General features: G+C 72.0%; 18 protein-coding genes. 6 read left to right on the forward strand and 12 right to left on the reverse strand.

Annotated features, from left to right (window positions below; genetic code table 11):
- Positions 1 to 235 precede the first annotated feature (235 nt).
- The 4 genes from ACW9J6_RS01165 to ACW9J6_RS01180 all read right to left on the reverse strand — a co-directional run bounded on the left by ACW9J6_RS01165 (position 236) and on the right by ACW9J6_RS01180 (position 4,329).
- Entirely contained in the window at positions 236 to 1,771 is a 1,536-nt protein-coding gene (locus ACW9J6_RS01165; RefSeq protein WP_457114584.1) for a DEAD/DEAH box helicase, read from the reverse strand.
- Between the two features lie 240 nt (positions 1,772 to 2,011).
- The gene (locus tag ACW9J6_RS01170; RefSeq protein ID WP_457114585.1) at positions 2,012 to 2,575 is read right to left on the reverse strand and encodes a GNAT family N-acetyltransferase; all 564 of its coding nucleotides are present in this window, start codon (positions 2,573 to 2,575) and stop codon (positions 2,012 to 2,014) included.
- Positions 2,572 to 3,354, reverse strand: coding sequence for a hypothetical protein (locus ACW9J6_RS01175; protein WP_457114586.1), 783 nt, complete (start codon positions 3,352 to 3,354; stop codon positions 2,572 to 2,574). Before ACW9J6_RS01175 ends, ACW9J6_RS01170 begins: the two co-directional genes overlap by 4 nt.
- 87 nt (positions 3,355 to 3,441) lie before the next feature.
- Entirely contained in the window at positions 3,442 to 4,329 is an 888-nt protein-coding gene (locus ACW9J6_RS01180) for a cell envelope integrity EipB family protein (RefSeq protein ID WP_457114587.1), read from the reverse strand.
- Positions 4,330 to 4,921: 592 nt separating this feature from the next.
- On the opposite strand from ACW9J6_RS01180, the gene ACW9J6_RS01185 reads away from it, so the two are divergent.
- Complete coding sequence (locus ACW9J6_RS01185) at positions 4,922 to 5,434, forward strand: GcrA family cell cycle regulator (protein ID WP_457114729.1); 513 nt, start codon at positions 4,922 to 4,924, stop codon at positions 5,432 to 5,434.
- Positions 5,435 to 5,845: 411 nt separating this feature from the next.
- Here ACW9J6_RS01185 and phoB read toward each other — a convergent pair whose 3' ends face one another.
- The 6 genes from phoB to pstS form a co-directional block, all read right to left on the reverse strand.
- Positions 5,846 to 6,550, reverse strand: coding sequence for a phosphate regulon transcriptional regulator PhoB (gene phoB, locus ACW9J6_RS01190; protein WP_457114588.1), 705 nt, complete (start codon positions 6,548 to 6,550; stop codon positions 5,846 to 5,848).
- 150 nt (positions 6,551 to 6,700) lie between these two features.
- The gene (gene phoU / locus ACW9J6_RS01195; RefSeq protein WP_457114589.1) at positions 6,701 to 7,423 is read right to left on the reverse strand and encodes a phosphate signaling complex protein PhoU; all 723 of its coding nucleotides are present in this window, start codon (positions 7,421 to 7,423) and stop codon (positions 6,701 to 6,703) included.
- Positions 7,424 to 7,452: 29 nt separating this feature from the next.
- The gene (gene pstB / locus ACW9J6_RS01200; RefSeq protein ID WP_457114590.1) at positions 7,453 to 8,265 is read right to left on the reverse strand and encodes a phosphate ABC transporter ATP-binding protein PstB; all 813 of its coding nucleotides are present in this window, start codon (positions 8,263 to 8,265) and stop codon (positions 7,453 to 7,455) included.
- A gap of 55 nt (positions 8,266 to 8,320) precedes the next feature.
- Positions 8,321 to 9,238 carry a phosphate ABC transporter permease PstA gene (gene pstA, locus ACW9J6_RS01205; protein ID WP_457114591.1) on the reverse strand — a complete coding sequence of 306 codons (918 nt, stop codon included), beginning with the start codon at positions 9,236 to 9,238 and terminating at the stop codon, positions 8,321 to 8,323.
- 16 nt (positions 9,239 to 9,254) lie between these two features.
- Positions 9,255 to 10,229, reverse strand: a complete 975-nt coding sequence (pstC, locus tag ACW9J6_RS01210; protein WP_457114592.1) for a phosphate ABC transporter permease subunit PstC — start codon at positions 10,227 to 10,229, stop codon at positions 9,255 to 9,257.
- 144 nt (positions 10,230 to 10,373) lie between these two features.
- Positions 10,374 to 11,414, reverse strand: coding sequence for a phosphate ABC transporter substrate-binding protein PstS (gene pstS / locus ACW9J6_RS01215; RefSeq protein WP_457114593.1), 1,041 nt, complete (start codon positions 11,412 to 11,414; stop codon positions 10,374 to 10,376).
- Between the two features lie 247 nt (positions 11,415 to 11,661).
- On the opposite strand from pstS, the gene ACW9J6_RS01220 reads away from it, so the two are divergent.
- Together ACW9J6_RS01220 and ACW9J6_RS01225 are read left to right on the forward strand one after the other, a co-directional pair.
- Positions 11,662 to 11,916 carry a hypothetical protein gene (locus ACW9J6_RS01220; protein ID WP_457114594.1) on the forward strand — a complete coding sequence of 85 codons (255 nt, stop codon included), beginning with the start codon at positions 11,662 to 11,664 and terminating at the stop codon, positions 11,914 to 11,916.
- A 330-nt stretch (positions 11,917 to 12,246) separates the two neighbouring features.
- Positions 12,247 to 12,969, forward strand: coding sequence for a NepR family anti-sigma factor (locus ACW9J6_RS01225; RefSeq protein ID WP_457114595.1), 723 nt, complete (start codon positions 12,247 to 12,249; stop codon positions 12,967 to 12,969).
- Positions 12,970 to 13,311: 342 nt separating this feature from the next.
- Here ACW9J6_RS01225 and ACW9J6_RS01230 read toward each other — a convergent pair whose 3' ends face one another.
- Both ACW9J6_RS01230 and recN read right to left on the reverse strand, forming a co-directional pair.
- Complete coding sequence (locus ACW9J6_RS01230) at positions 13,312 to 13,500, reverse strand: hypothetical protein (RefSeq protein ID WP_457114596.1); 189 nt, start codon at positions 13,498 to 13,500, stop codon at positions 13,312 to 13,314.
- 181 nt (positions 13,501 to 13,681) lie between these two features.
- The gene (gene recN, locus ACW9J6_RS01235) at positions 13,682 to 15,355 is read right to left on the reverse strand and encodes a DNA repair protein RecN (RefSeq protein ID WP_457114597.1); all 1,674 of its coding nucleotides are present in this window, start codon (positions 15,353 to 15,355) and stop codon (positions 13,682 to 13,684) included.
- A 345-nt stretch (positions 15,356 to 15,700) separates the two neighbouring features.
- On the opposite strand from recN, the gene ACW9J6_RS01240 reads away from it, so the two are divergent.
- The 3 genes from ACW9J6_RS01240 (at position 15,701) to ACW9J6_RS01250 (ending at position 21,138) form a co-directional block, all read left to right on the forward strand.
- Complete coding sequence (locus ACW9J6_RS01240; RefSeq protein WP_457114598.1) at positions 15,701 to 18,079, forward strand: tetratricopeptide repeat protein; 2,379 nt, start codon at positions 15,701 to 15,703, stop codon at positions 18,077 to 18,079.
- Positions 18,066 to 19,103, forward strand: a complete 1,038-nt coding sequence (locus ACW9J6_RS01245; RefSeq protein WP_457114599.1) for a TraB/GumN family protein — start codon at positions 18,066 to 18,068, stop codon at positions 19,101 to 19,103. The genes ACW9J6_RS01240 and ACW9J6_RS01245 overlap by 14 nt, the downstream gene beginning before the upstream one ends.
- A 301-nt stretch (positions 19,104 to 19,404) precedes the next feature.
- Entirely contained in the window at positions 19,405 to 21,138 is a 1,734-nt protein-coding gene (locus tag ACW9J6_RS01250; protein WP_457114600.1) for an autotransporter outer membrane beta-barrel domain-containing protein, read from the forward strand.
- Positions 21,139 to 21,228 lie beyond the last annotated feature (90 nt).

Raw genomic sequence — 21,228 nt, forward strand, 5'->3', positions numbered from 1 at the left:
CGCGGGATCGCGGCGCCGCGGAGCGACGCGCCGCAGCACGTCATGACCGCGTCCTCGTACCGGCAGCACATCGAGGAGGCGGGCACCCGCGGCGAGGCGCGGGGGCAGTCCTGGGCGGCCAGCGCCGGGATCCCGGCCTCCCGGTAGGGCCCCGAACGCAAGACAGCCCGTGCTCATCGCTGAGCACGGGCTGCATGAACCGGGAGCCGGGCCGAAGCCCGGCCGATCGGGCGCGTCAGCGCGGCGCGCGGTCGAGCCAGCCGATCGAGCGGCCATCCTGACCGCCCCCGGCCGGGCGGGCGCCGTCGCGGCGCTGGCCCTGCGCCTGCTGCGGCCGGCCGTGGTGGCCCTCGGCGCGGTGCTGGGCGGGACGACCCTCCTGACCCTGGCGGGCCGGCTGGCCCTGACGCGCCGGCTGACCCTGGCGGGCCGGGCGGCCGTCATGGGCCGCGCGACCATCCTGGGCCGGGCGGCCATTGCGCGACCGGTTCTCGGCCGGACGCGCGCCCTGGGGCTGCGCCGGACGCTGGCCCTGCGGCCGGCCGCCGGGGCGCTGGCCCCGCGGACCGGGCTGGCGGCGGTCGCGCTCGGCCTCGGCCTCGGCCACCGCGGCCTCCTGGCGGCTCGGGGCGACGAAGCCCTCGGGAATCGCCATCTCCGGCACCTTCTGGCGGGTCAGGCGCTCGATGTCGCGCAGGTAGGCGCGCTCCTCGTCGTTGCAGAACGAGATCGCGAGCCCGTCCGCCCCGGCCCGCGCCGTGCGGCCGATGCGGTGCACGTAGGCCTCCGGCACGTTCGGCAGGTCGAAGTTCACCACGTGGCTGACGCCCTCGACGTCGATGCCGCGGGCCGCGATGTCGGTGGCGACGAGGACCCGGCAGGTCCCGGCCCGGAAGGCGGCGAGCGCCCGCTCGCGCTGCGGCTGGGACTTGTTGCCGTGGATCGCCGCCGAGCCGATGCCGGACTTCTCCAGCCCGCGCACCACGCGGTCGGCGCCGTGCTTGGTGCGGGTGAAGACCAGCACGCGGTCGATCGACTCGTCGCGCAGGATGGTGGCGAGCAGCGCCTGCTTGGCGCCCGTCGCGACGTGGATGACGCGCTGGTCGACGCGCTCGGCCGTGGTGGCGACCGGCGTCACGGCGACCTGGGCCGGGTCGCGCAGGTACTGCGCGGCGAGGCCCGCGATGTTCTTCGGCATGGTGGCCGAGAAGAACAGGCTCTGACGGGCCTTCGGCAGCAGGGTCACGATGCGCTTGAGCGCGTGGATGAAGCCGAGGTCGAGCATCTGGTCGGCCTCGTCGAGGACGAGGTACTCGACGGAATCGAGGGTCAGCGAGCGGCGGTCGATCAGGTCGAGGAGCCGGCCCGGCGTCGCCACCAGGATGTCGATCCCGTTCGCCAGCGCCCGCTCCTGGCGGCCGATGGTGACGCCGCCGAACACGACGGTGGTCGAGAAGGGCAGGTGCTTGCCGTAGTCGCGGAAGCTGTCGGCGATCTGGCTGGCGAGCTCGCGGGTGGGCGAGAGCACCAGGACGCGGCAGCCCCGGCGCGGCGCGCGGCGCTGCGGGCTCTCGCTGGCGAGGCGGTGCAGGATCGGCAGGGCGAAGGCGGCGGTCTTGCCGGTGCCGGTCTGGGCGATGCCGCAAAGGTCGCGGCCGGTCATGGCCAGCGGGACGGCCTGGGCCTGGATCGGGGTCGGCGTGACGTAGCCGGTTTCGGCGAGCGCCTTCAGGATCGGCGCCGCGAGGCCGAAATCAGTGAATTGGGTCAAGGGAGTGGAACTTTCGGGAGCAGCGGGATCGCCCGTGAGGGTGCGCGTGGCACTGCAATCGCGATCCGGTTCTCGGGGTGGGCTGCCCGCGTGATGGAGCGGCCCGGAGGGGTCAAGCGATTGAAGAGGAGGCCGGGCCTGCCGCGCATGGGAGCGGGCCAATCCGTCACGCAGCCTCCTCACGCAGGCCGTACGGCCGCTGACGCTGCAGCACCGATATGGCGTTGTGCGGGTGCGAAGTCAATCCGCGGCGGGGTCGGTCGGCGAGGCGATCCGGTAGACGAGGCACGCCTCGTCGCGGCCGCGGGCCGGCGCGTGGATCACCCGCGTCCCTGCCGGCCACATCCCGCAGGCGCGCATCACCCCGAGGGAGGCCGCGTTCTCCGGGTTGGCCGACGCCTCGATCACGGCGAGGTCGAGCCGCGCGAATGCCGCCGCGACCAGGGCGGGCGCAGCCTCGCGCATGACGCCCCGCCCGTGATGCGCCTCGCCGAGCCAGTAGCCCAGCGTGCCGCAGCCCTGCGCTTCCCGCACGACGCCGATCCAGCCGATCAGGATCCCATCGGCCCGCCCGTCGATGGCGCAGATCAGGGCGCGGTTCTCGGCGACCGCCCGGCGCGCCGCTGCGATCCGCTCCGCTGCCATCGCGGGGGTGAACGGGACCGGCCACGAGGCCAGCCAGCGGCTGATTGCGGGCGTCAGCATCCGCGACACGGCCTCCGCATCGTCCGCCCGCGGGCAGCGCAGGCGTAGCCGCTCGGTGATGATCGGCGCGAAGTGGTCCGGCGCGCCGGTCGCGCTCATGCCCCACCCCCTCTCGAGGCGAGAGGCACCACGGCGCCGATCTCCCCATCCAGCACGAGGTCGTCACGGGCGCGCAGCAGCCAGAGGCGATCCGCCCGGAACCGCAGGATCGGCCGCTCCCACCACGCGGCGATCAGCGCGTCGAGGCCCGCGGCCTCGTCCGGATCGAGCTCCTCGATGAGATTGTGCAGGCCGACGACGTACAGGTCGGACTCCTTCCGTCCGAGCCGGCGCTGCAGGATCCGCACCACGTTCTCGCCGCCGCGGCTCTCCGGATAGGCCCGCAGGTAGAGGCGGCCGAGATTGAGATTGCCCGAGAACAGGCCGCGCAGCTCGACGGTGATCGGCCCGATCTCCGCCAGGGCTGCCCGCTGCGCCGGGTCGAGGGCGAAGGGCGCCTCCCCGACCGCGAGGCCGCCGCAGAGCGTGGCATGGAGGCGGGGGCGGCGGCGCTCCGCCACCATCCAGGCGATCTTGCGGGCGAACGGCGCCGCCCGCAGGGCGGCGTCGAGATCCCGATAGGCCGGCGAGGCCAGCAGATCCTCCACCGGCACCGGCAGGACGAGCGAGGTCACGGTCGGGTGCCGGCCTCGATCGTAGAAGGTGCCCGGCCGCGCGGGGATCGCCAGCGGGTGCTCGGGGGCGACCAGGGGCAGGTGGGCGAGGCGATAGGATTCGTCGAAGGCGAAGCCCGCGCCGGGGAGGAAGCGCGTCCGGCCGCGCTGGTAGCCGAGATCGTCATCGGTGCAGAGCGCGAGCGGCTCGGCGGGCTGCGGCATCGGTGACCCCGGCGGAGGTGCGCGGCTCCGCCGGCATTCGGCGGCTTCTTCCGCAGAGGAAGAGGAAAGCACGGCCGCGGCGCCCGGTCAGGGCGTGCACGTCGTGCTCTGCGCCCCGAGGTCGATCCGCGACAGGTCGCCCCTCAGGGTGAAATCGCCGTAATTGAGCCGCAGCGCGCCGCTGACGCCGTTCTCGTAGAGGTCGAAGGAGAGCACGTAGATCGGCGTGCGCTCCCCTTCGCCGCTGGAGAAGTAGCTCAGGGTCACGGGCCAGCGCGGCATCGTCGCCATGCCGCCCGCCTGCAGGGGCGCCTCCGCCGGCGGGCCCGCCGCCTTGCCGTCCACCGGGTCCGCCGATCCTTCCGGCTTCGCCTCGACGGCGGCCGGTCCGGTGCGGCGGGGGCCGATCACCGCGAGCGTGTCGTAGACCTTGCGGCCGTCATCCGACCCGTCGAAGACCTTGACCGAGACCGTGTGCTCGCCGGCCTCCGCCGCCTCGATCAGGCGGCGCATGTGCGAGGCGGGAAACAGCACCTCCCCGGGCACGGCGATCCGCGCGCGCTGGGGCTCCTTGATGGCGACCGCGAGCCCCGCGGCGTCGCGCTTCGCGTCCCCGTCGACGGGGGGCTGCGCGCTGCCGTTCAGGTCCGTCTGCGTGCGGAAGCGGAAGGCCGTCCCGTCGCCGCTCTCGAAGGTGTTGTTGCGCAGGTCCGAGGTGCGGGTGCCGCTCTCGGCGCTCTCCAGCACGGTCACCTGCCGGTACTGGAGCGTCCAGCCGTGGCAGGCATCGCCCGCGAAGTCGAAGACGATGCGCCCGCGGGCGCTGTCGACCGAGCGCGCCCCTTCGCTGCGCAGCAGGGTGAGGTCGTAGACGGCACGGTGCGGCGCCAGGTGGATCCCGCCGACCGGTTCCGCGGCGAGACCGGCGGGGGCCAGGACGAGGGCCGGCAGGAGGGCCGCGAGAGATGTCCGCATGAAGGGTCCCATAGTGCGCGACAATCCTGTCGGGCGCGCGGGGCGCCGGAGCGAAACCATAGGTGCAGGCCGGCACGCGGGCAACGTGGAGCATGCGCCGTCGCGTCGGCCGCGGCGCGGCGGGCGGCGGATCCCGGTCCGCCGAAGCGTGGCGCGGATGCCACTCTCCTCGCCCGCCCGCGCCGGTCCGGCGCCTCCGGCAGGCCTACCGCGCGACTCAGATCCGATCGCCCGGCCCGTCCCGAACGCGCCGCACCGGCCGCACTGCACCCGCGGGACGACGCATTAACGCCTTGTTCAGCCGCGTTTTTCCGCCGCCGTCTTCCTCCCGCCCCGCCGCCCGCATCGCGCTGCGCGACGGTGCCGCGAGCGGCCGGCGCCCTCCGCCGCGCGCCGGGAAAAGGGCCGGTGCCGAGCCGGGGACTCTTGCGCGAAGAACGGCGGCTCCTGTAGGTTCACCCCCGTCGCAAGCGCTGTCACGAAGCGGCGATCATCAGCAGGATTCGAGGCACGGGACGGGCGGTCGCTTGGCCGATCGCGGGCGGTCGCGTGCGTCGTTGCGGCTGGTGGATGGGGGATGTCGGAGGCGGCGATGGTGGATGCGGGCCCGAGCTGGACGAAGGAACGGGTCGAGCTCCTGAAGCGGCTCTGGGGCGAGGGGCGCAGCGCGAGTCAGATCGCGGCCGAGATCGGCGGCGTGTCGCGCAACGCGGTGATCGGCAAGGTGCATCGTCTCGGCCTCGCCGGGCGCGTGACGAAGACGAACGGGGCGCCGGCGCCCCGGAGCCGCGCCCCCGGCGACGAGGAGCGCCCCGCCACCCTCCCGACGATCGTGGCGCCCGCGCCCGCGCCGCTCGCCCTGATCCGCGCGGAGCCGCCGGCCCCGGTCGAGGTGGCGCTGCCGGTCTCGGAGCGGGTGACGATCATGGAGCTGCGGGAATTCATGTGCCGCTGGCCCATGGGCGACCCGGCCTCCCCGGATTTCCGCTTCTGCGGCGCGCGGTCCATCACCGGCCTGCCCTACTGCACGCATCACGCGCGCATCGCCTACCAGCCCGCCGCCGAGCGCAAGCGCAGCGACCGCCGGGTCGTGGCCTTCCGCTGACCGGCGCGGGCCATGGCCGAGCGCTGCCCGCGCGACTCCGCACGCGCGGGGCGAGGCGAGCCCATGCCGGGCCGTTGGCATCGGTTCCTCACCGGCTTCGCCGTCCCTCGCGCATGAACGCGGGGTGTGATCGGCGGCGAAGATATTGAGCAATTGATGCGAGTGCGTCGATGCCCGTGCAGAATTCTCTCACAAGCAGATTATCGCGTGTACAATGTTCCGTGATAGGCTCATCAGCGGAACGAATAGGGAAGACACATCGCACCTCAGCATGAGGCGTGTCGTGCGCTCCAGGAGCGTTCCGCTGATGAACCCGTCGCGGAGCGCTGCGCACCCATCGCCTGCTCGACGCGCCACGGTTCCGGAAGCCGGGTGCTTCAGCAACGACACCGCCTCGCGCGTGCGCTCCACCTAGATGGCGCCGCTGGCGAACATCTCGTCGAAGGAGTAGCCGGAGCCCCGGACGGTCCGGATCGGGTCGGGCCGGCGCGGCCGGTTGATGGCCTTGCGCAGGCGGCCGATATGCACGTCCACCGTGCGCTCGTCGATATAGACGTCGTGGCCCCAGACGCCGTCGAGGAGCTGCTCGCGGGAGAAGACCCGGCCGGGGCTCTGCATCAGGAATTCGAGCAGCTTGAACTCGGTCGGGCCGAGATGCAGCTCGCGGCCCTCGCGGCGGACCCGGTGGCTGACCCGGTCCAGCTCGATGTCGCCCGCGACGAGCAGATGCGCCACGTGGGCCGGCTTGGCGCGGCGCAGCAGCGCCCGCACCCGCGCGAGCAGCTCCGGCACCGAGAAGGGCTTGACGATGTAGTCGTCGGCGCCGGTGGCGAGCCCGCGCACCCGGTCGCCCTCCTCCCCCCGCGCCGTCAGCATGATGATCGGCAGGCGCTCGGTCTCCCGCCGCGCCCGGATGCGGCGGCAGAGTTCGATCCCGGACAGGCCCGGGACCATCCAGTCGAGGAGGACGAGGTCCGGCACATGCTCGCGCAGCCGGATGTCGGCCTCGTCGCCGCGCGCGACCGCGTCGACCGTGAAGCCCTCCGCCTCGAGGTTGTAGCGGAGGAGCAGTGTCAACGGCTCCTCATCCTCGACGATCAGGATCCTGGTGCTCATCAAGGACGCTGCACTCCCGACGATGTCATACCAACGGCCCAGGATGCTGACGCATCGGGCCGTTGACCATCTCGAATTTTCGATGCCAAGCCAGAGGCTTGACGAAAATTCGAGAACGGAACCACCGGTCATTAAAAATGACCGGTGGTATCAGGCCTCCGGCGCCGGCGGGGCGACCGTGGCGAAGCTCGACCGGTCGTTCTTCGGCCGGTCGGTGGGCAGGGTCTCGCCGGTGACGAGGTAGTGGATCGTCTCGGCGATGTTCGTGGTGTGGTCGCCGATCCGCTCGACGTTCTTCGCGCAGAACAGCAAGTGCGTGCAGAAGCTGATGTTGCGCGGATCCTCCATCATGTAGGTCAGGAGTTCGCGGAACAGCGAGGTGTAGAGGGCGTCGATGCCGCCGTCGCGGGCCCAGACGTCGAGGGCCGCGGCGGTGTCCTGCGTCGCGTAGGCGTCGAGCACGTCCTTGAGCTGCTCCTGCACGAGGTCGCTCATGTGCTGGACGCCGACCACGACCTTCTGCGGCTGGGGCTGGTCGCTGATCGCCACCACCCGCTTGGCGATGTTCTTGGCGAGGTCGCCGATCCGCTCCAGGTCGCCCGAGACGCGGATCGCCGAGATGGTCTCGCGCAGGTCGATCGCCATCGGCTGGCGCTTGGCGATGAGCAGGATCGCCCGCTCCTCGATCTCGCGCTGGAGCGTGTCGAGGCGGGAATCCGCCGCGATCACCGCCTGGGCGAGGGTCGAGTCGCGCCGCACCAGCGCGGTGGCGGAATCCGCCATCATCTTCTCGGCGATGCCGCCCATCTCGGCGATGCTGCGGCGCAGGTTCTGCAGGTCCGCGTCGTAGGAACTGACGATGTGGTCCGGCATGGCGCTTTCCCCGCTCGATATGGTTTCGCTCAGCCGAACCGGCCGGTGATGTAATCCTGCGTCTGCCGCTTGGTCGGGTTCATGAACAACCGGTTGGTCGGCCCGAACTCGATGAGCTCGCCGAGATACATGAAGGCGGTGAACTGCGAGATGCGGGCCGCCTGCTGCATGTTGTGGGTGACGATAGCGATGGTGAACTCGCCGCGGAGCTGCTCCAGCAGCTCCTCGATGCGGCCGGTCGAGATCGGGTCGAGGGCCGAGGTCGGCTCGTCGAACAGGATCACCTCCGGGCGCTGCGCCACCGTGCGGGCGATGCAGAGGCGCTGCTGCTGGCCGCCCGACAGGCCCATGCCGGATTGCTTGAGCTTGTCCTTCACCTCGTCCCACAGGGCGGCCTTGCGCAGGGCCTCCTCGACGCGCACGTCGAGGTCGGCCTTGCCGAGCCGCTCGTAGAGGCGGATGCCGAAGGCGATGTTGTCGTAGATCGACATCGGGAAGGGGGTCGGCTTCTGGAACACCATGCCGACCCGGGCGCGCAGCTCGTTGAGGTCGATCGACGGGTCGAGGATGTTGCGCCCGTCGAGCAGGATCTCGCCCTCCGCCCGCTGCTCCGGATAGAGCGAGTAGATGCGGTTGAAGGTGCGCAAAAGCGTGGACTTCCCGCAGCCCGACGGGCCGATCAGCGCCGTCACCTGCCGGTCGTGGAAGTTGAGGTTGACGTTCTTCAGCCCCTGGAAGGTGTTGTAGTAGAAGTTCAGGTTCTTGACGGCGAGCCGGACGGGCGCGGTCTCGTCGGCCGAGCCCGACTTGACGACCGGTGCGGCGGTGGCGGAGGCGCTCATCGGGATTCTCCGGAGGATCGGAACGGGGTCGGCCTCATCGACGCGGGCATCGGCGTCAGCGGCTCTTGCCGCCGCGCAGGAAGATGCGAGCGGCGATCGACAGGGCCAGGATGGTGACGGTGATCAGGAGCGCGCCCGCCCAGGCGAGCTGCCGCCAGTTCTCGTAGGGGGACAGGGCGAACTGGTAGATCATGACCGGCAGGTTGGCGACGCCGCCCATCAGGTTCGGGCTGAACCAGGAATTGTTGTTGAGGGCGGTGAAGAGGAGCGGCGCGGTCTCGCCCGCGATGCGGGCCAGCGCCAGCAGGATGCCGGTGACGATGCCGGCCTGCGCGGCCCTCCAGGTCACCGCGCGGATGACGATCGAGGGCGGGGCGCCGAGGGCCGCCCCCGCCTCGCGCAGGGGGCTCGGCACGAGGCGCAGCATGTCCTCGGTGGTGCGCACGATGACCGGGGTGGCGATGATCGCCAGCGACACGCCGCCGGCCCACCCCGAGTAGCCGCCCATGGGGCGGACCATGACCGTGTAGACGAACAGGCCGATCAGGATCGAGGGCGCCGACAGCAGGATGTCGTTGAGGAAGCGGATCGCGTCCGCGAGCTTGGAGGTTCGCCCGTACTCGGCGAGGTAGGTGCCGGCGAGCACCCCGACCGGCGTCGCCACCACGATTCCGATCACCGTCATGATCAGGCTGCCGAGGATCGCGTTGGCGATGCCGCCGCCCTCGGAGCCGGGACCGGGCGTGACCTGGGTGAAGAGGGCCGGCGAGAAGCCGCGGATGCCCTCGATGATCAGCATGATCAGGATCGAGCCGAGCACGACCGCCCCGAGCGCGGTGGCGGCGGTGCAGAGCACGATGAGCAGCCGGTCGGCCGTGCGGCGGCCGGCCCGGACGCGGCCCCAGGCCTGGGGGGCCTGGAGGGCGGGCGTCGTGGGAGAAGGGCCGGCCGGAGCGAGGGTGCGGGCGTCCATGGATCGGCTCCGGCGATCAGGCGACCTTCACCCGGCGCACCAGCAGCCGGGCGATGATCAGAACGATGAAGGTGACGATGAACAGGATGCAGCCGAGCGCCAGCAGCGCGTGGAGCTGCATGCCGTCCGCCTCGTTGAACTCGTTGGCGATGCGCGACGCGATGGTCGAGCCGGGATCGAAGACCGAGGCCGACAGGCGGTTGGCGTTGCCGATCACGAAGGTGACCGCCATGGTCTCCCCCAGCGCCCGCCCGAGGCCCAGCATGATCGCGCCGATGATCGACACCGACGCCTGCGGCAGCAGGACGTGGCGCACCACCTCCCAGGTGGTGCAGCCGATGCCGTAGGCGCTCTCGCGCAGCACGGTCGGGATCTGGTCGAGCATGTCCCGGGTGATCGAGGCCACGAAGGGCACGATCATGATCGCCAGGATGATCCCGGCGGTCAGCACGCCGACGCCGGACGGCACCTGGGCGTAGAGGAGCGTGCCGACCACGGGCAGCCCCTCGACGAGGTTCGACACCGGCACCTGCACGAAGCGCGCGAAGAGCGGCGCGAAGACGAACAGGCCCCACATCCCGTAGATGATGCTCGGCACCGAGGCGAGGAGCTCGATCGTCATGGCGACCGGCCGGCGCGCCCAGCCGGGGCAGAGCTGGGTGAGGTAGATCGCGATCCCGAGCGAGATCGGCACCCCGATCAGCAGCGCCAGGAAGGCCGAGACCAGGGTCCCGATGATGGCGACGAGCGCCCCGTACTCCTCGCGCCCCACGTTCCAGGCGCTCGACGTGATGAAGCCGGGGCCGAAGGTCTGGAAGGCCGGCCAGCCGCCGTAGACGATGGACGCCAGGATGCCGGCAAGCACGAGGAGGACCAGCAGCGCCGAACCCAGGGAGGCGGCGTAGAACAGGCGGTCCGCCACCGGGCTCGGCGCGGAGCGCGCGGCCTTCGGGGCAGTGGCGAGAGCGGCGGATTCGGACAACGCGACCATCCGGTGGTTCCCTTGAGTGAGCCGCCTGTAGCGCGTGGCGCCGGGCGTGGCGAGTCCCGGCCGGCGGGTCGGTCGTGACGCGGAGAATCCCCCTCCCGCAATGGGAGGGGGATCCGCGTTCGGTGCGGGCCGTGAAGACCGCCCTTACAGGCCGAGGACCGGCTTGCCGTCCTTGCCGGTGACCTTCTTCCACTCGTCGTGGATCAGGCCGACCACGTTGGTGGGCAGCGGCACGTAGTCGAGGTCGCTCGCCATCTTGGCGCCGTTCTTGTAGGCCCAGTCGAAGAACTTGAGCACGTCGGCGGCGCGGGCCGCGTCGGCCGGCTGCTTGGGCACCAGGATGAAGGTCGCGGCGGTGATCGGCCACGCCTTCTCGCCGGCCTGGTTGGTCAGCGAGATGCCGAAGCCCGGGGCGGACTTCCAGTCGGCATTGGCGGCGGCGGCCTGGAAGGCCTCGTCGCCCGGCTCGGGGAACTTGCCGGCCTTGTTCTGGAGCAGCGCCACCGGCAGCTTGTTCTGCTTGGCGTAGGCGTACTCGACGTAGCCGATCGCGTTCGGCACCTGCTTGACGACGGCGGTGACGCCCTCGTTGCCCTTGCCGCCCTGGCCGGCCGGCCAGCTGATCGTGGTCGAGGCGCCGAACTCCTTCTTCCAGTCGGCCGAGACGTCCGACAGGTAGGTGGTGAAGATGTTCGTCGTGCCGGAGGCGTCCGAGCGGTAGACCGGGGTGATCACCGCGTCGGGGAGCTTCACGCTCTCGTTCAGCTTGGCGATCTTGGGATCGGACCACTTCTTGATATTGCCGGCGTAGATCTCGGCCAGCACCTCGCCGGTGAGCTTGACCTCACCCGACTTGACGCCCTGAATGTTCACCACCGGCACCACGCCGCCCATCACGGTCGGGAACTGGACGAGACCGTCCTTTTCCAGCGCCTCGCCCTTCAGGGGAGCATCGGTCGCGCCGAAATCGACGGTGCGGGCCTGGATCTGCTTGATGCCGCCGCCCGAGCCGATCGACTGATAGTTCAGGCCGACATTGGCCTCCTTGCGGTAGGCCTCGGCCCACTTGGAGTAGACCGGGAAGGGGAAGGTGGCGCCGGCGCCGGTGATGTCGGCGGCGAGCGCCGCGGTGGCGATCTGGGCGGTCGCGAGCCCGATGGCGAGCGCGGTGGCGAAGGGTTTCACGAAAGCACTCCGTGTTCCTGTCAGACTGACGCGCGGTTTTGGCCCGTCCCTGGGGAAGGCCCTCCATCGCGGCGCGACCGGTATCCCGGCAACGACGCCGGCCCTATGACGCTTCCATGACGGTTGCGTGACACACGCGCCGGGCCGCGGGGCCTGTCCCGCACGAAAGCGCCTCCCCGATGCGACGGTCCCGGGGGCTCGCGCGTTGATACGGGAGCGCCGCTCAGGAGCAGCCGAGGACCCCGCCGTGGCAGAGGCGTCGACGACGAGAGTGAACGGGCAGGATTCGCAGCGGGCGGCCCTGCTCGCCCTCCACGCGGAGCGGGAGGCGCTGGAGCGGCGGCTCGCCCTCGCGCGCCAGCAGCGCCTCTACCGGTCCGAGCCCGAGGCGATCGCGGCGGCGGAGACCGAGGAGCGGGATCTCCTCGTGCAGCTCGACCGGCTGCTGACGCGGATCCGCGCGGCGGAATACCGGCGCCAGCCCGGGGGCCGTTCCTGGTAGCCGCCCCGAAGGCGGCCCGCGCGGATTTCGCCGGGCGCGACCGGGAACCTTGACCGTGGTTGGGCCGTTGCCCCGGCGCTCGGCCCGGAATCGCGGGCCGCGCCCATGACCGGCGCCGAGGCCCGCCGCCATGGTCGGGCCAGGCGCGCGGCCGGCGTCGCGGGAGCGGAGGAGGATCCGATGACGAACGCGCCCGCGCGGCGGAGCGTGGCCGACGCCCGCGCGCCCGACCCGGTCGCCCGTCCCCGCGGGTGGTGAACCCCCTCCCCGATCCCGGCCGATGGGCGCTCCCGCCGCCTGCGGCCCCTCCCCCTGTCGAGAGTCTTCCCCATGCTGCATCCGAACGCCGACGCCCTGATCCCGGCCGAGGCCAAGCCGACCCTGCCCGCCGCCGTGCAGCAGCACCTGGGCCGACACCTGCGCGACGCCTACGCGGCGGTCGAGACCGGCATTCCGGACGCCTTCCTGGCCCTGATCGAGCGCCTGGAGGCGGCCCTCGCCGCGCAGGGGCGCAGCGTCGAGCCGGAATTCCGCGCGGGGCTCCTCTCCGCCCTGCCCTCGCTGCGCGCCTTCGCGCTCTCGCTCACCAACAACGCCGCGCGGGCCGACGATCTCGTGCAGGACACGATCCTGCGGGCCTGGCAGAACCAGCACCGTTTCCAGCCGGGCACGAACCTGAACGCGTGGCTGTTCACGATCCTGCGCAACGCCTTCTACTCGGAGCAGCGCAAGCGCACGCGCGAGGTCCAGGACGAGGACGGCGCCTATGCGGCGCGGCTCTTCACGGCGCCCGACCAGGGCCACCGTCTCGACGTGCAGGATCTCCGGGCCGGCCTCGCCAAGCTGCCGCCGGACCAGCGCGAGGCGCTGATCCTGGTGGGCGCCGAGGGGCTGTCCTACGAGGAGGTGGCGCGGATCTGCGGCGTGGCGATCGGGACGATCAAGAGCCGCGTCAACCGCGCCCGCAACCGCCTCGCGGATCTTCTCGGCTACACCGAGGACGATCTCAACGGCGACCGGATGATCCAATCGGCCATGGGCGAGGGGGTCTGAGCGGGGAACGCCGCGGGTGGGCGGCCGGATGGCCGCATCCTGGTGAACGGCCCATCAAGGGGGCATCGTGGAACCCACACCATTCCTCTCGCTGAGGTGCTGCGGCGATCGAAGATCGCGCGCAGCCTCGAAGCACCCCTGACCACCGGTCCAGGACAAGGGCGCCTCGGACAACCAGTTCCTGGGTGCTTCGAGGCTCCCTTCGGTCGCACCTCAGCGTGAGGCGGTGGGTTTGCCGCCGTCACCTTGCTTGAAGCGGAACGCGCTCGCGAGGGATTGTCTTTCCTGCGCGACGTGAAGGATGCCGGTTCGGAGGGGCGGATCGGCAAGCCCGCGCGCGGCTCAGCGCGAGCGCTGAAGATCGCGCTCCCGGTGGCGCAGGCGCAGCAGCAGGTCGATCTGGTCGGCCGGGAGCGGCAGCCCGTCGCTGGTCTTCTCGTAGACGGACCGGAGGACCTGTCCCAGCCGCCGCTGGATCTCGGCTCCGAGGCGCGGCAGTCGGCTGCCCGGCGTCACGGCGTGCTGGTCCATCACGGTTCCCCCTGCGCGGTCCGCAAGTCCCCTGCAACAGGAGACCCGCTGCGAGGCCGCAGGATCGGCCCGCATGGTTAATTTTCCGTTAACGGCTAATCTTTGTTTGTCGCTCGCAGCGCGATCCGACCCGTGAGCGGAGCGCGCAAGCTTGAGCATTCGCCCGGCGGCGGGGCGATCGTCAAGCCTCGGCCCCCTGGAGGAGACGGTCGGCCGCGGCCCGGGCCTCGTCCGTGACCGTGGCGCCCGCCAGCATGCGGGCGATCTCCTCCCGGCGCGGCGCCGCGTCGAGGCGCCTGACGCGGGTCGCGACCCGGTCCGAGCCCCGCACCGCCTCCTTGGCGATCAGGAAATGGGTCGCGGCCCGCGCCGCGACCTGCGGCGCGTGCGTCACCGCCACCACCTGCACGCGCTCGGACAGCCGGGCGAGCCGGGCCCCGATCGCGTCCGCCACGGCGCCGCCGACGCCCGTGTCGATCTCGTCGAAGATCAAGGTGGGAGCCGACCCCTTGTCGGCGAGCACCACCTTGAGGGCGAGCATGAAGCGCGACAGCTCGCCCCCGGAGGCGACCTTCATCATCGGGCCGGGCCGGGTGCCCGGATTGGTCTGGGCCCAGAACTCGACCCGGTCGAGGCCGGCGGGATCGCGGCTCGCCTCGTCGGTGGCGATCTCGGTGACGAAGCGGGCGCGCTCGAGCTTGAGCGGCGGCAATTCCGCCTGGACGGCCTTGTCGAGCCGCGCGGCCGCCTTGCGCCGCCCGTCGCTGAGCGCCCGCGCGGCCGTCAGGTAGGCCGTCTCCGCCGCCGCGAGCTCGGCCTCCAGGTGCCCGAGGGTCTCCTCGCCGGCGTCGATCGCCGCCACGTCCGCGGCATAGCGCTCGCGCAGGGCCGCCAGGGCGTCGGCCGCGACGTCGTACTTGCGGGAAGCCGCGCGGAGCGCGAAGAGGCGCTCCTCCACGCGCTCCAGCTCGCGCGGGTCAAATTCCGCGGCTTCCAGCGCGCCCTCCAGGGCGTCCCGGGCCTCGTCGAGGGCGACGAGAGCGGCGTCCAGCGCCGTCACGCAGGGATCGACCAGGGCGGGCGCCTGCGCGGCCCGCCGCTCCAGCTTGCGCAGGGCCGCCGAGAGCTGGGCGGCGGGCGATCCCTGGCCGCCCACGGCGTCGAGGGCCTCGTTGAGGTCCCGCGCCACCTTCTCGCCCTGCTGCATGGCGGTGCGCCGCGCGGCGAGATCGCCCTCCTCGCCGGGCTTGGGATCGAGGGCGCCGAGTTCCTCCACCGCGTGGCGCAGGAAGTCCGCCTCCTTGCGGGCTGCCTCGACCCGGGCGCGGTGCTCGGCGAGGCCCTGCCGCGCCTGGCGCACGCCCCGCGCCGCCTCCGCCACCGCCGCCTGCCGGCCCTGCAGGTTGCCGAAGGCGTCGAGGATGGAGCGGTGGGTGCCCGGGTCGGCGAGGGCGCGGTCGTCGTGCTGGCCGTGGATCTCGACGAGCGCCGCCCCGATGGCGCGCAGCACCTGCACGCCGACCGGCTGGTCGTTGACGAAGGCGCGGGTGCGCCCGTCCGTCACCTGGATCCGGCGCAGGACGAGGTCGCCCTCCGTGTCGAGTTCGGCCGCGGCGGCGAGCGCGCGGGCCGGATGGTCGAGGGGCACGTCGAACACGGCGGTGACCTGCCCCTGCGCCTCCCCGTGGCGCACGAGACGGCCGTCGCCGCGCCCGCCGAGCGCCAGCGTGAACGCGTCGAGGAGGATCGACTTGCCGGCGCCGGTCTCGCCGGTCAGCACGCTGAGGCCGTCGCGGAAATTCAGCTCGAGCTTGTCGATCAGGACGATGTCGCGGATGGCGAGCTGAACCAGCATGCCGCCTGGCCGGGTCTCTCTTGAGGGTCTGCGGATCGGGCGTCTCTACAGGAGGATTCGCCGCGGCGCGAGGGGGGAGCGGGGTCGCGGTCGCGGCGCCGCGCCGGCATGGGCGCGGCGTGTGCGGCCGCACCGGGCGGCCCCGGCTGCGCTTGTTCGGGCGCGCCGATCCGTGGCAAACTCCAGTCTCGTCGTGGGGTCCTCCAGGGGACCTGAAATCGCGCGGTCATGTGCTCACACGCTCGTCTTCCCCATCCCGTCCGCGCAGCGGGCCGTACACCCGGCGTCGTCTTCGGCGGAGGCGGGAGAGCGGGGCGTTCCGCCTGGCTGTGGTCCTTTCTTCTGGTGGTGCTGGCCCTGGCCGGCCTGCCGAAGGCGGCCGCCCGCGCCGATGACCTCGATCTGTGCAACAGGTCGCTGGCCGCGCCGGATCTCGGGATCGCGGCCTGCTCGCGCCTCCTCGACCGGGCGCCCGCGAGCGCCCAGGCCGCGCAGTACTACCTCAACCGCGGCTCGGCGAAGGCCGCCCTCGGCGATTACGACGACGCGATCAAGGATTTCGGCGAGGCGCTCAACCGCAACCCGAACAGCGTCGAGGCGTACCAGAATCGCGGCTTCACCTGGCTGAAGTCGAACAACTTCGACAAGGCCGTCGCCGACTACACCCGCGCCCTGAAGCTGAACCCGAAGTCGGAGCAGCTCTACAACGCCCGCGGCACCGCGCTGACTAGCAAGGAGGAATACGCCGCCGCGGTCGACGACTTCAACCGGGCGATCGCGCTCAACCGCAGCTTCGCGCCGGCCTACCTGAACCGGGGCATCGCCAACCAGTACCGGCGCCGGCTCGACGCCGCGATCAAGGATTTCGGCGAGTACATCCGGCTCGCTCCCCGCGACATGATGGGGCTGACTAACCGCGCGATGGCGCGGCTGGACAAGGCGGATTTCGACGGCGCGATCGCCGACTACACCGAGGCGATCCGCCTCGCCCCGAATGCCGCGATCGCCTATAGCGGCCGGGGCGAAGCGCTGCGGCTCAAGGGCGATCTCGACCGGGCGCTGGCCGACCACGACCGGGCCGTCGCCCTCGGCCCGACCCCGGAGATCCTGATCAACCGGGCGCTCCTGCAGCGCAGCCGCGGCGACCTCGACGCGGCCCAGGACGATCTCGGCCAGGCGATCCTGCTCAACCCGCGCGACGCGCTCGCCCTGGCGAATCGCGGCGCCATCCGGGCCGAGGCCGGCGACCTGAAGGCCGCCCTCGCGGATCTCGACAAGGCGGTGGGGCTGGCCCCGGCCTCGCCCATCGCCCTCACCTTCCGGGCCGACGCCCTGCGCCTGGCCGGGCGGATCGCCGAGGCGCTCTCGGACTACGACAACGCCCTGCGCAAGCTGCCCGACTTCGTCGCCGCCTACGCGGGGCGCGGCCTCGCCTACGAGCGCCGCAGCGACAACGACGCGGCGCGAGCGGATTACGAGAAGGCCCTCGCCCTGCCGGTGGCGGTCGATTACGGCCTCGCCAAGCCGGCGCAGGACGTGGCGCGCAAGCGCCTCGCGGCCCTCAACGAGCAGCGCGCCACCCTCGCCCTGCGCTCCGCCCAGGCCTCCGCCGACCTGGAGGCGATCCGCCGCAGCGAGGCCGAGCGGGCCGCGGCCGCCGCCTCGGCGGAGCGGCGCAAGTACGAGGCCGAGGCGAATGCCCGGATCGAGGCCGAGCGGGCCGCGCGGGCGGATTTCGAGGTCAAGGTCAAGGCCGAGGCCGACGCCGTGGTGGCCGAGAAGACGCGCGCCGCCCGCGAGCGCATGGAGGCCGAGCTGCGCATGAAGGAGGCCGCCGCCGACCGCGAGCGGGCCGAGTTCGCCGCGCGGGTCAAGGCGCAGGCCGAGGCCGAGGCCAAGCGCGCCTTCGAGGCCCGCCTGAAGGCCGAGGTCGAGGCCCGCGTGAAGGCACAGGTGGAGGCGCAGTCCCGGGTCATCACGGAGGCCAACGCGCGCATCGAGCCGCAGCGCAAGCTCGCCGCCCCCATCGAGCGCCGCGTCGCCCTGGTGATCGGCAACTCGGCCTATCGCGAGGTGCCCTCGCTGCAGAATCCGCGCTCGGACGCCGAGGCCGTCGCCCAGACCCTGCGGAAGATCGGGTTCCAGCTCGTGACCGTCGGCCTCGACCTGACCCGGGAGGAGTTCGTCAAGACCATCCGCGCCTTCGAGGACGAGGTCGAGCGCTCGGACTGGGCGATGATCTACTACGCGGGCCACGGCATGGAGGCGAACGGCCGCAACTACATGATTCCGGTGGATGCCCGCCTGAAATCGGACCGCGACATCCTGGACGAGGCGGTGCCGCTCGACCGGATCCTCACGGCGACCGAGCGCGCCCGCAAGCTGCGCGTCGTCGTGCTCGATGCCTGCCGCGACAACCCCTTCGCGGCGCGCATGCGCCGCTCGTCCGGGTTCCGGGTCAGTTCGGGCCTCGCCCGCATCGAGCCGGACGGCGGGACGCTGGTGGCCTTCGCGGCCCGCGAGAACAAGGTCGCCCTCGACGGGTCGGACGGGCACAGCCCCTTCACCTCGGCCTTCCTCGACACGGTCGTGAAGCCGGGGCTGGAGGTCAACATGATGTTCCGCTCGGTGCGCGACCGCGTCTTCACGCAGACCAAGAAGCAGCAGGAGCCGATCACCTGGGGCTCGCTCTCCGGCGAGAGCTTCTATTTTGTCAGCAACTGAGGCGGCGCGGCGGCCGGGCCGCCGCTCTCCGGGCGGGACGGCTGGCCCGGCCCTCCTCGCCGCTCTCCTCGCCCTGGCGGCCGTCCCGGCAGGGGCGGCCTGCGGCGGCAGCGACCTCCTGCCCCGGATCCGGGAGGAGGCGCCGGCGGCCTGGAGCCGGATCGCCGAGGGGAGCGGCGCCCCCCACGGCGCCGGCCTTCTGTTCCGCGTGTCGAAGCGGGGCCTGCGCGATTCCTTCGTCTTCGGGACGCTGCACGTCCGGGACCGCCGCGCCACCCGCTTCCCGCGGGCGGTCCTGCGCGCCCTCTCGGCGTCGCGGGTCCTGGTGACCGAGACGGTGGACCAGGTCGCTTCCCTGCGCGGGACCGCCCTGGCGGAGTTCCGCCGCACCATCGCGGCGCGGCCGGACCAGGCCGCCGACGCGCTCCTCCCCGAGGCCGATCTCGCCAGGCTCAAGCGCCTGATGGGCGAGCACGGCTTCGCGCCGGACGATACGGGGCGGCTGAAACCCTCCGTCCTCGCCCTGATGCTCGACCTGCCGCCCTGCGCGGCCGGCGCGCCGGGGGCGGGAACGCCCCTCGTCGACGCCGCGCTGGTGCGCATCGCCCGCCGCCGCGGGCTGGCCGTGGTCGGGCTCGAGAGCCTGAGCGAGCAGATCGCGATCCTGGACCCGCTGTCGGCGGAGGAGCAGAGGCGCCTCCTCCTCGCCCTGGTCGGGCTCTCGGGATACGCCGAGGACATCCTGGAGACGTCGGTCCGGCGCTACGTCGAGAAGGAGCCCGGTCGCCTCCTCGCCTGGATGCGGTCGCCCGAGATGGTCCCCCGGATCGACGCCCCGCCGATCCCGGACCGCTTCCTCGACCTGCTCCTCGACCAGCGCAGCCGGCGGATGCACGACCGCCTGGGATCCCTGCTGCGGCAGGGCGGGGTCTTCATCGCCGTCGGCGCCGCGCATCTGCCCGGGACGACCGGGCTCCTCGAGCTGCTGGCGCGCGACCAGTTCCGTGTGACGCGCCTGGATTGAGCACTCTCGACTGATGCAGGGTGCTGCTCTCGGTCGATCCGGCGCCGCGCCCGCATCTCTGCACTTGCCGGCGGCTGCGACCCGGGTCACCGCTGCGGATCTGCTCGGCCGGCACACCTGCGTGCAGGCGCGAAGACTGGTTCTGTTCCCGTCCCGTACCAACAGACCGCACGCTGTCCTGCCATTGTGCTCGCGCAGCCACAGTCATCGGAACGGCCAAGCTGTATAAACTGGATTCGTTGCCGCGCCGGGGGGCATGATGCGTTCGTTCGCTTCCATCCAGACATTTGTTACGTTTTCGTTGACCACGCTCCTCCTGTCGGCGACTGGCCTGGCCACTCCGGCGGCCGCCCAGACCATCTTCTGCCCGCCGGTGGTGACGGGCGTCACGAACGACTTCCAGAACACCACCACCGGCCTGCCGGTCCTGAATGCCGCCACCTACTCCCTGCAGAACGGACGCTGCACCAGCGGTCCGAGCGGCAACGGCGCATTCTCGGGCGCCGCCCTCGCCAGCCAGGCGCTGACCGGCCTGTCGCAGACGACCACGACCGAGACGAACCGGACGACCCTGAACGCGGTCTCGAACCGCCGCGAGGAGGAGTCCAACCGGCGCCGGGAGAACCAAAACCAGGCCCAGAACCAAAACCAAAACCAGAACCGGGAGCGGACCACGGAGCGCCGCCGGGGGGAGACCGCGCGCGAGGAGCGGGGGCAGGATCGGAGCACGCGGCGGCGCGAGACGACCCGCGAGGAGCGCGGCACCGAGCGCCGGACCGCTGAGCCCAAGACGGCCGCCGAACGGAAGACCACCGAGCGCAGGACCACCGAGCGCACGACCGCCGCCGAACGGAGATCCGACCGCGCCGCGCCGCGGGAGCGGGAGCGCGTGCGGGTGGAGGAGACCGAGCGGAGGCCCGTCCCCGTCCGGCGCGCCGGGCGCGTGCGCCCCGACGACCGCGACGTCTACGAGCCGGGCCCGTCGGCCGGGGCGCCCGCCCCGCGGCCGCTCGTGCGGAAGGGCTACGACGCGGACGTGCTGCCCCCGACCTTCACCTACGTCCAGGACGACACCCGCTACGGCTCCTGGGCGCAGGTCTTCGGCGACTACGAGCGCCGGACCGGGCAATTGTCGTCGAACCTCGTCTACACCGCCATCGACGGAACCTTCACCTTCCCGTTCCAGGTCAACCAGAAGAGCTTCACCCATTCGGTCGGCTTCCTGGCCGGCTTCGACGTGACCAAGCGCGACGTCGCGACCTTCGGCGACGGCCTGATCCTCGGCGTCCTCACCGGCTACACTGACACCTCGGTCGACATCACGACCCGGATCACCTTCGGGCCGGAGCTGCGCAACGGCGGACAGCTGCCCCCCGGCGCGGCGCGCACCACCGTCGCTCTCTACGGCCCCTCGGTCGGCGGCTACGCCACCTACTTCGACGGTCCGTTCTCCTTCGACCAGATCCTGAAGGCGGACTTCTTCGCCCTCGACCAGCGCTTCACCGAGTCCGCGGTCTTCGCCGGCTTGGATTTCTTCCGCGGCCTGAACGTGCTCGGCGGAATCACCGGCGCCGGCAAGACGGGCGTGGTCCAGCTCTCCTCGGCCGGCAACGCGAACTACCGCATCCCGGTCAACGACGCGTGGTGGATCGAGCCGACCGTCGGCTACCAGTACATCCACTCCTTCTACGACACCGGCGCGGCGGCGCTCGGCCTGCGCGACGGCGACCTCGTGCGCGTGCAGGGCGGTGCGCGGCTCGGATTCGAGGCGCCTGTCGGGTCAAGCCGCTTCGTCTTCACGCTGACCGGCCTCGTCTACAACAACGTGCTCATCAATGGCGGCTTCATCCAGGCCGGCGCGTTCGGGTCGAACACGCTTGCGCTGAACGACCAGGGCAAGACCCGCGGCGAGGGCATCCTCGCGGTGGCGCTCGACTACGGGAACGGCTGGTCTTCGTTCGTCCAGGGGAACGTGCGCGGCGGCGACCAGTACTTCGCCGCGGGCGGCCGGGCCGGGATACGCTATCAGTGGTGATACGGGATCCGCTTGAGGAAAGCGGAGGCCGTATCACAAGCCCGCGCGGCGGAGCGTCGCTCAACACGCCTGAGCGGAGCCGACATCCGC

Source organism: Methylobacterium sp. JK268, from assembly GCF_054052225.1.

Excerpts from the sequence above, each read along its gene's own strand:
- ACW9J6_RS01170 (WP_457114585.1), bottom strand. The coding sequence starts at position 2,575 with ATGAGCGCGACCGGCGCGCCGGACCACTTCGCGCCGATCATCACCGAG.
- ACW9J6_RS01230 (WP_457114596.1), bottom strand. The coding sequence starts at position 13,500 with ATGGACCAGCACGCCGTGACGCCGGGCAGCCGACTGCCGCGCCTCGGA.
- ACW9J6_RS01185 (WP_457114729.1), top strand. The coding sequence starts at position 4,922 with ATGGTGGATGCGGGCCCGAGCTGGACGAAGGAACGGGTCGAGCTCCTG.
- ACW9J6_RS01225 (WP_457114595.1), top strand. The coding sequence starts at position 12,247 with ATGCTGCATCCGAACGCCGACGCCCTGATCCCGGCCGAGGCCAAGCCG.
- pstB (WP_457114590.1), bottom strand. The coding sequence starts at position 8,265 with ATGAGCGCCTCCGCCACCGCCGCACCGGTCGTCAAGTCGGGCTCGGCC.
- ACW9J6_RS01180 (WP_457114587.1), bottom strand. The coding sequence starts at position 4,329 with ATGCGGACATCTCTCGCGGCCCTCCTGCCGGCCCTCGTCCTGGCCCCC.
- phoU (WP_457114589.1), bottom strand. The coding sequence starts at position 7,423 with ATGCCGGACCACATCGTCAGTTCCTACGACGCGGACCTGCAGAACCTG.
- recN (WP_457114597.1), bottom strand. The coding sequence starts at position 15,355 with ATGCTGGTTCAGCTCGCCATCCGCGACATCGTCCTGATCGACAAGCTC.
- pstC (WP_457114592.1), bottom strand. The coding sequence starts at position 10,229 with ATGGTCGCGTTGTCCGAATCCGCCGCTCTCGCCACTGCCCCGAAGGCC.
- phoB (WP_457114588.1), bottom strand. The coding sequence starts at position 6,550 with ATGAGCACCAGGATCCTGATCGTCGAGGATGAGGAGCCGTTGACACTG.
- ACW9J6_RS01175 (WP_457114586.1), bottom strand. The coding sequence starts at position 3,354 with ATGCCGCAGCCCGCCGAGCCGCTCGCGCTCTGCACCGATGACGATCTC.
- pstA (WP_457114591.1), bottom strand. The coding sequence starts at position 9,238 with ATGGACGCCCGCACCCTCGCTCCGGCCGGCCCTTCTCCCACGACGCCC.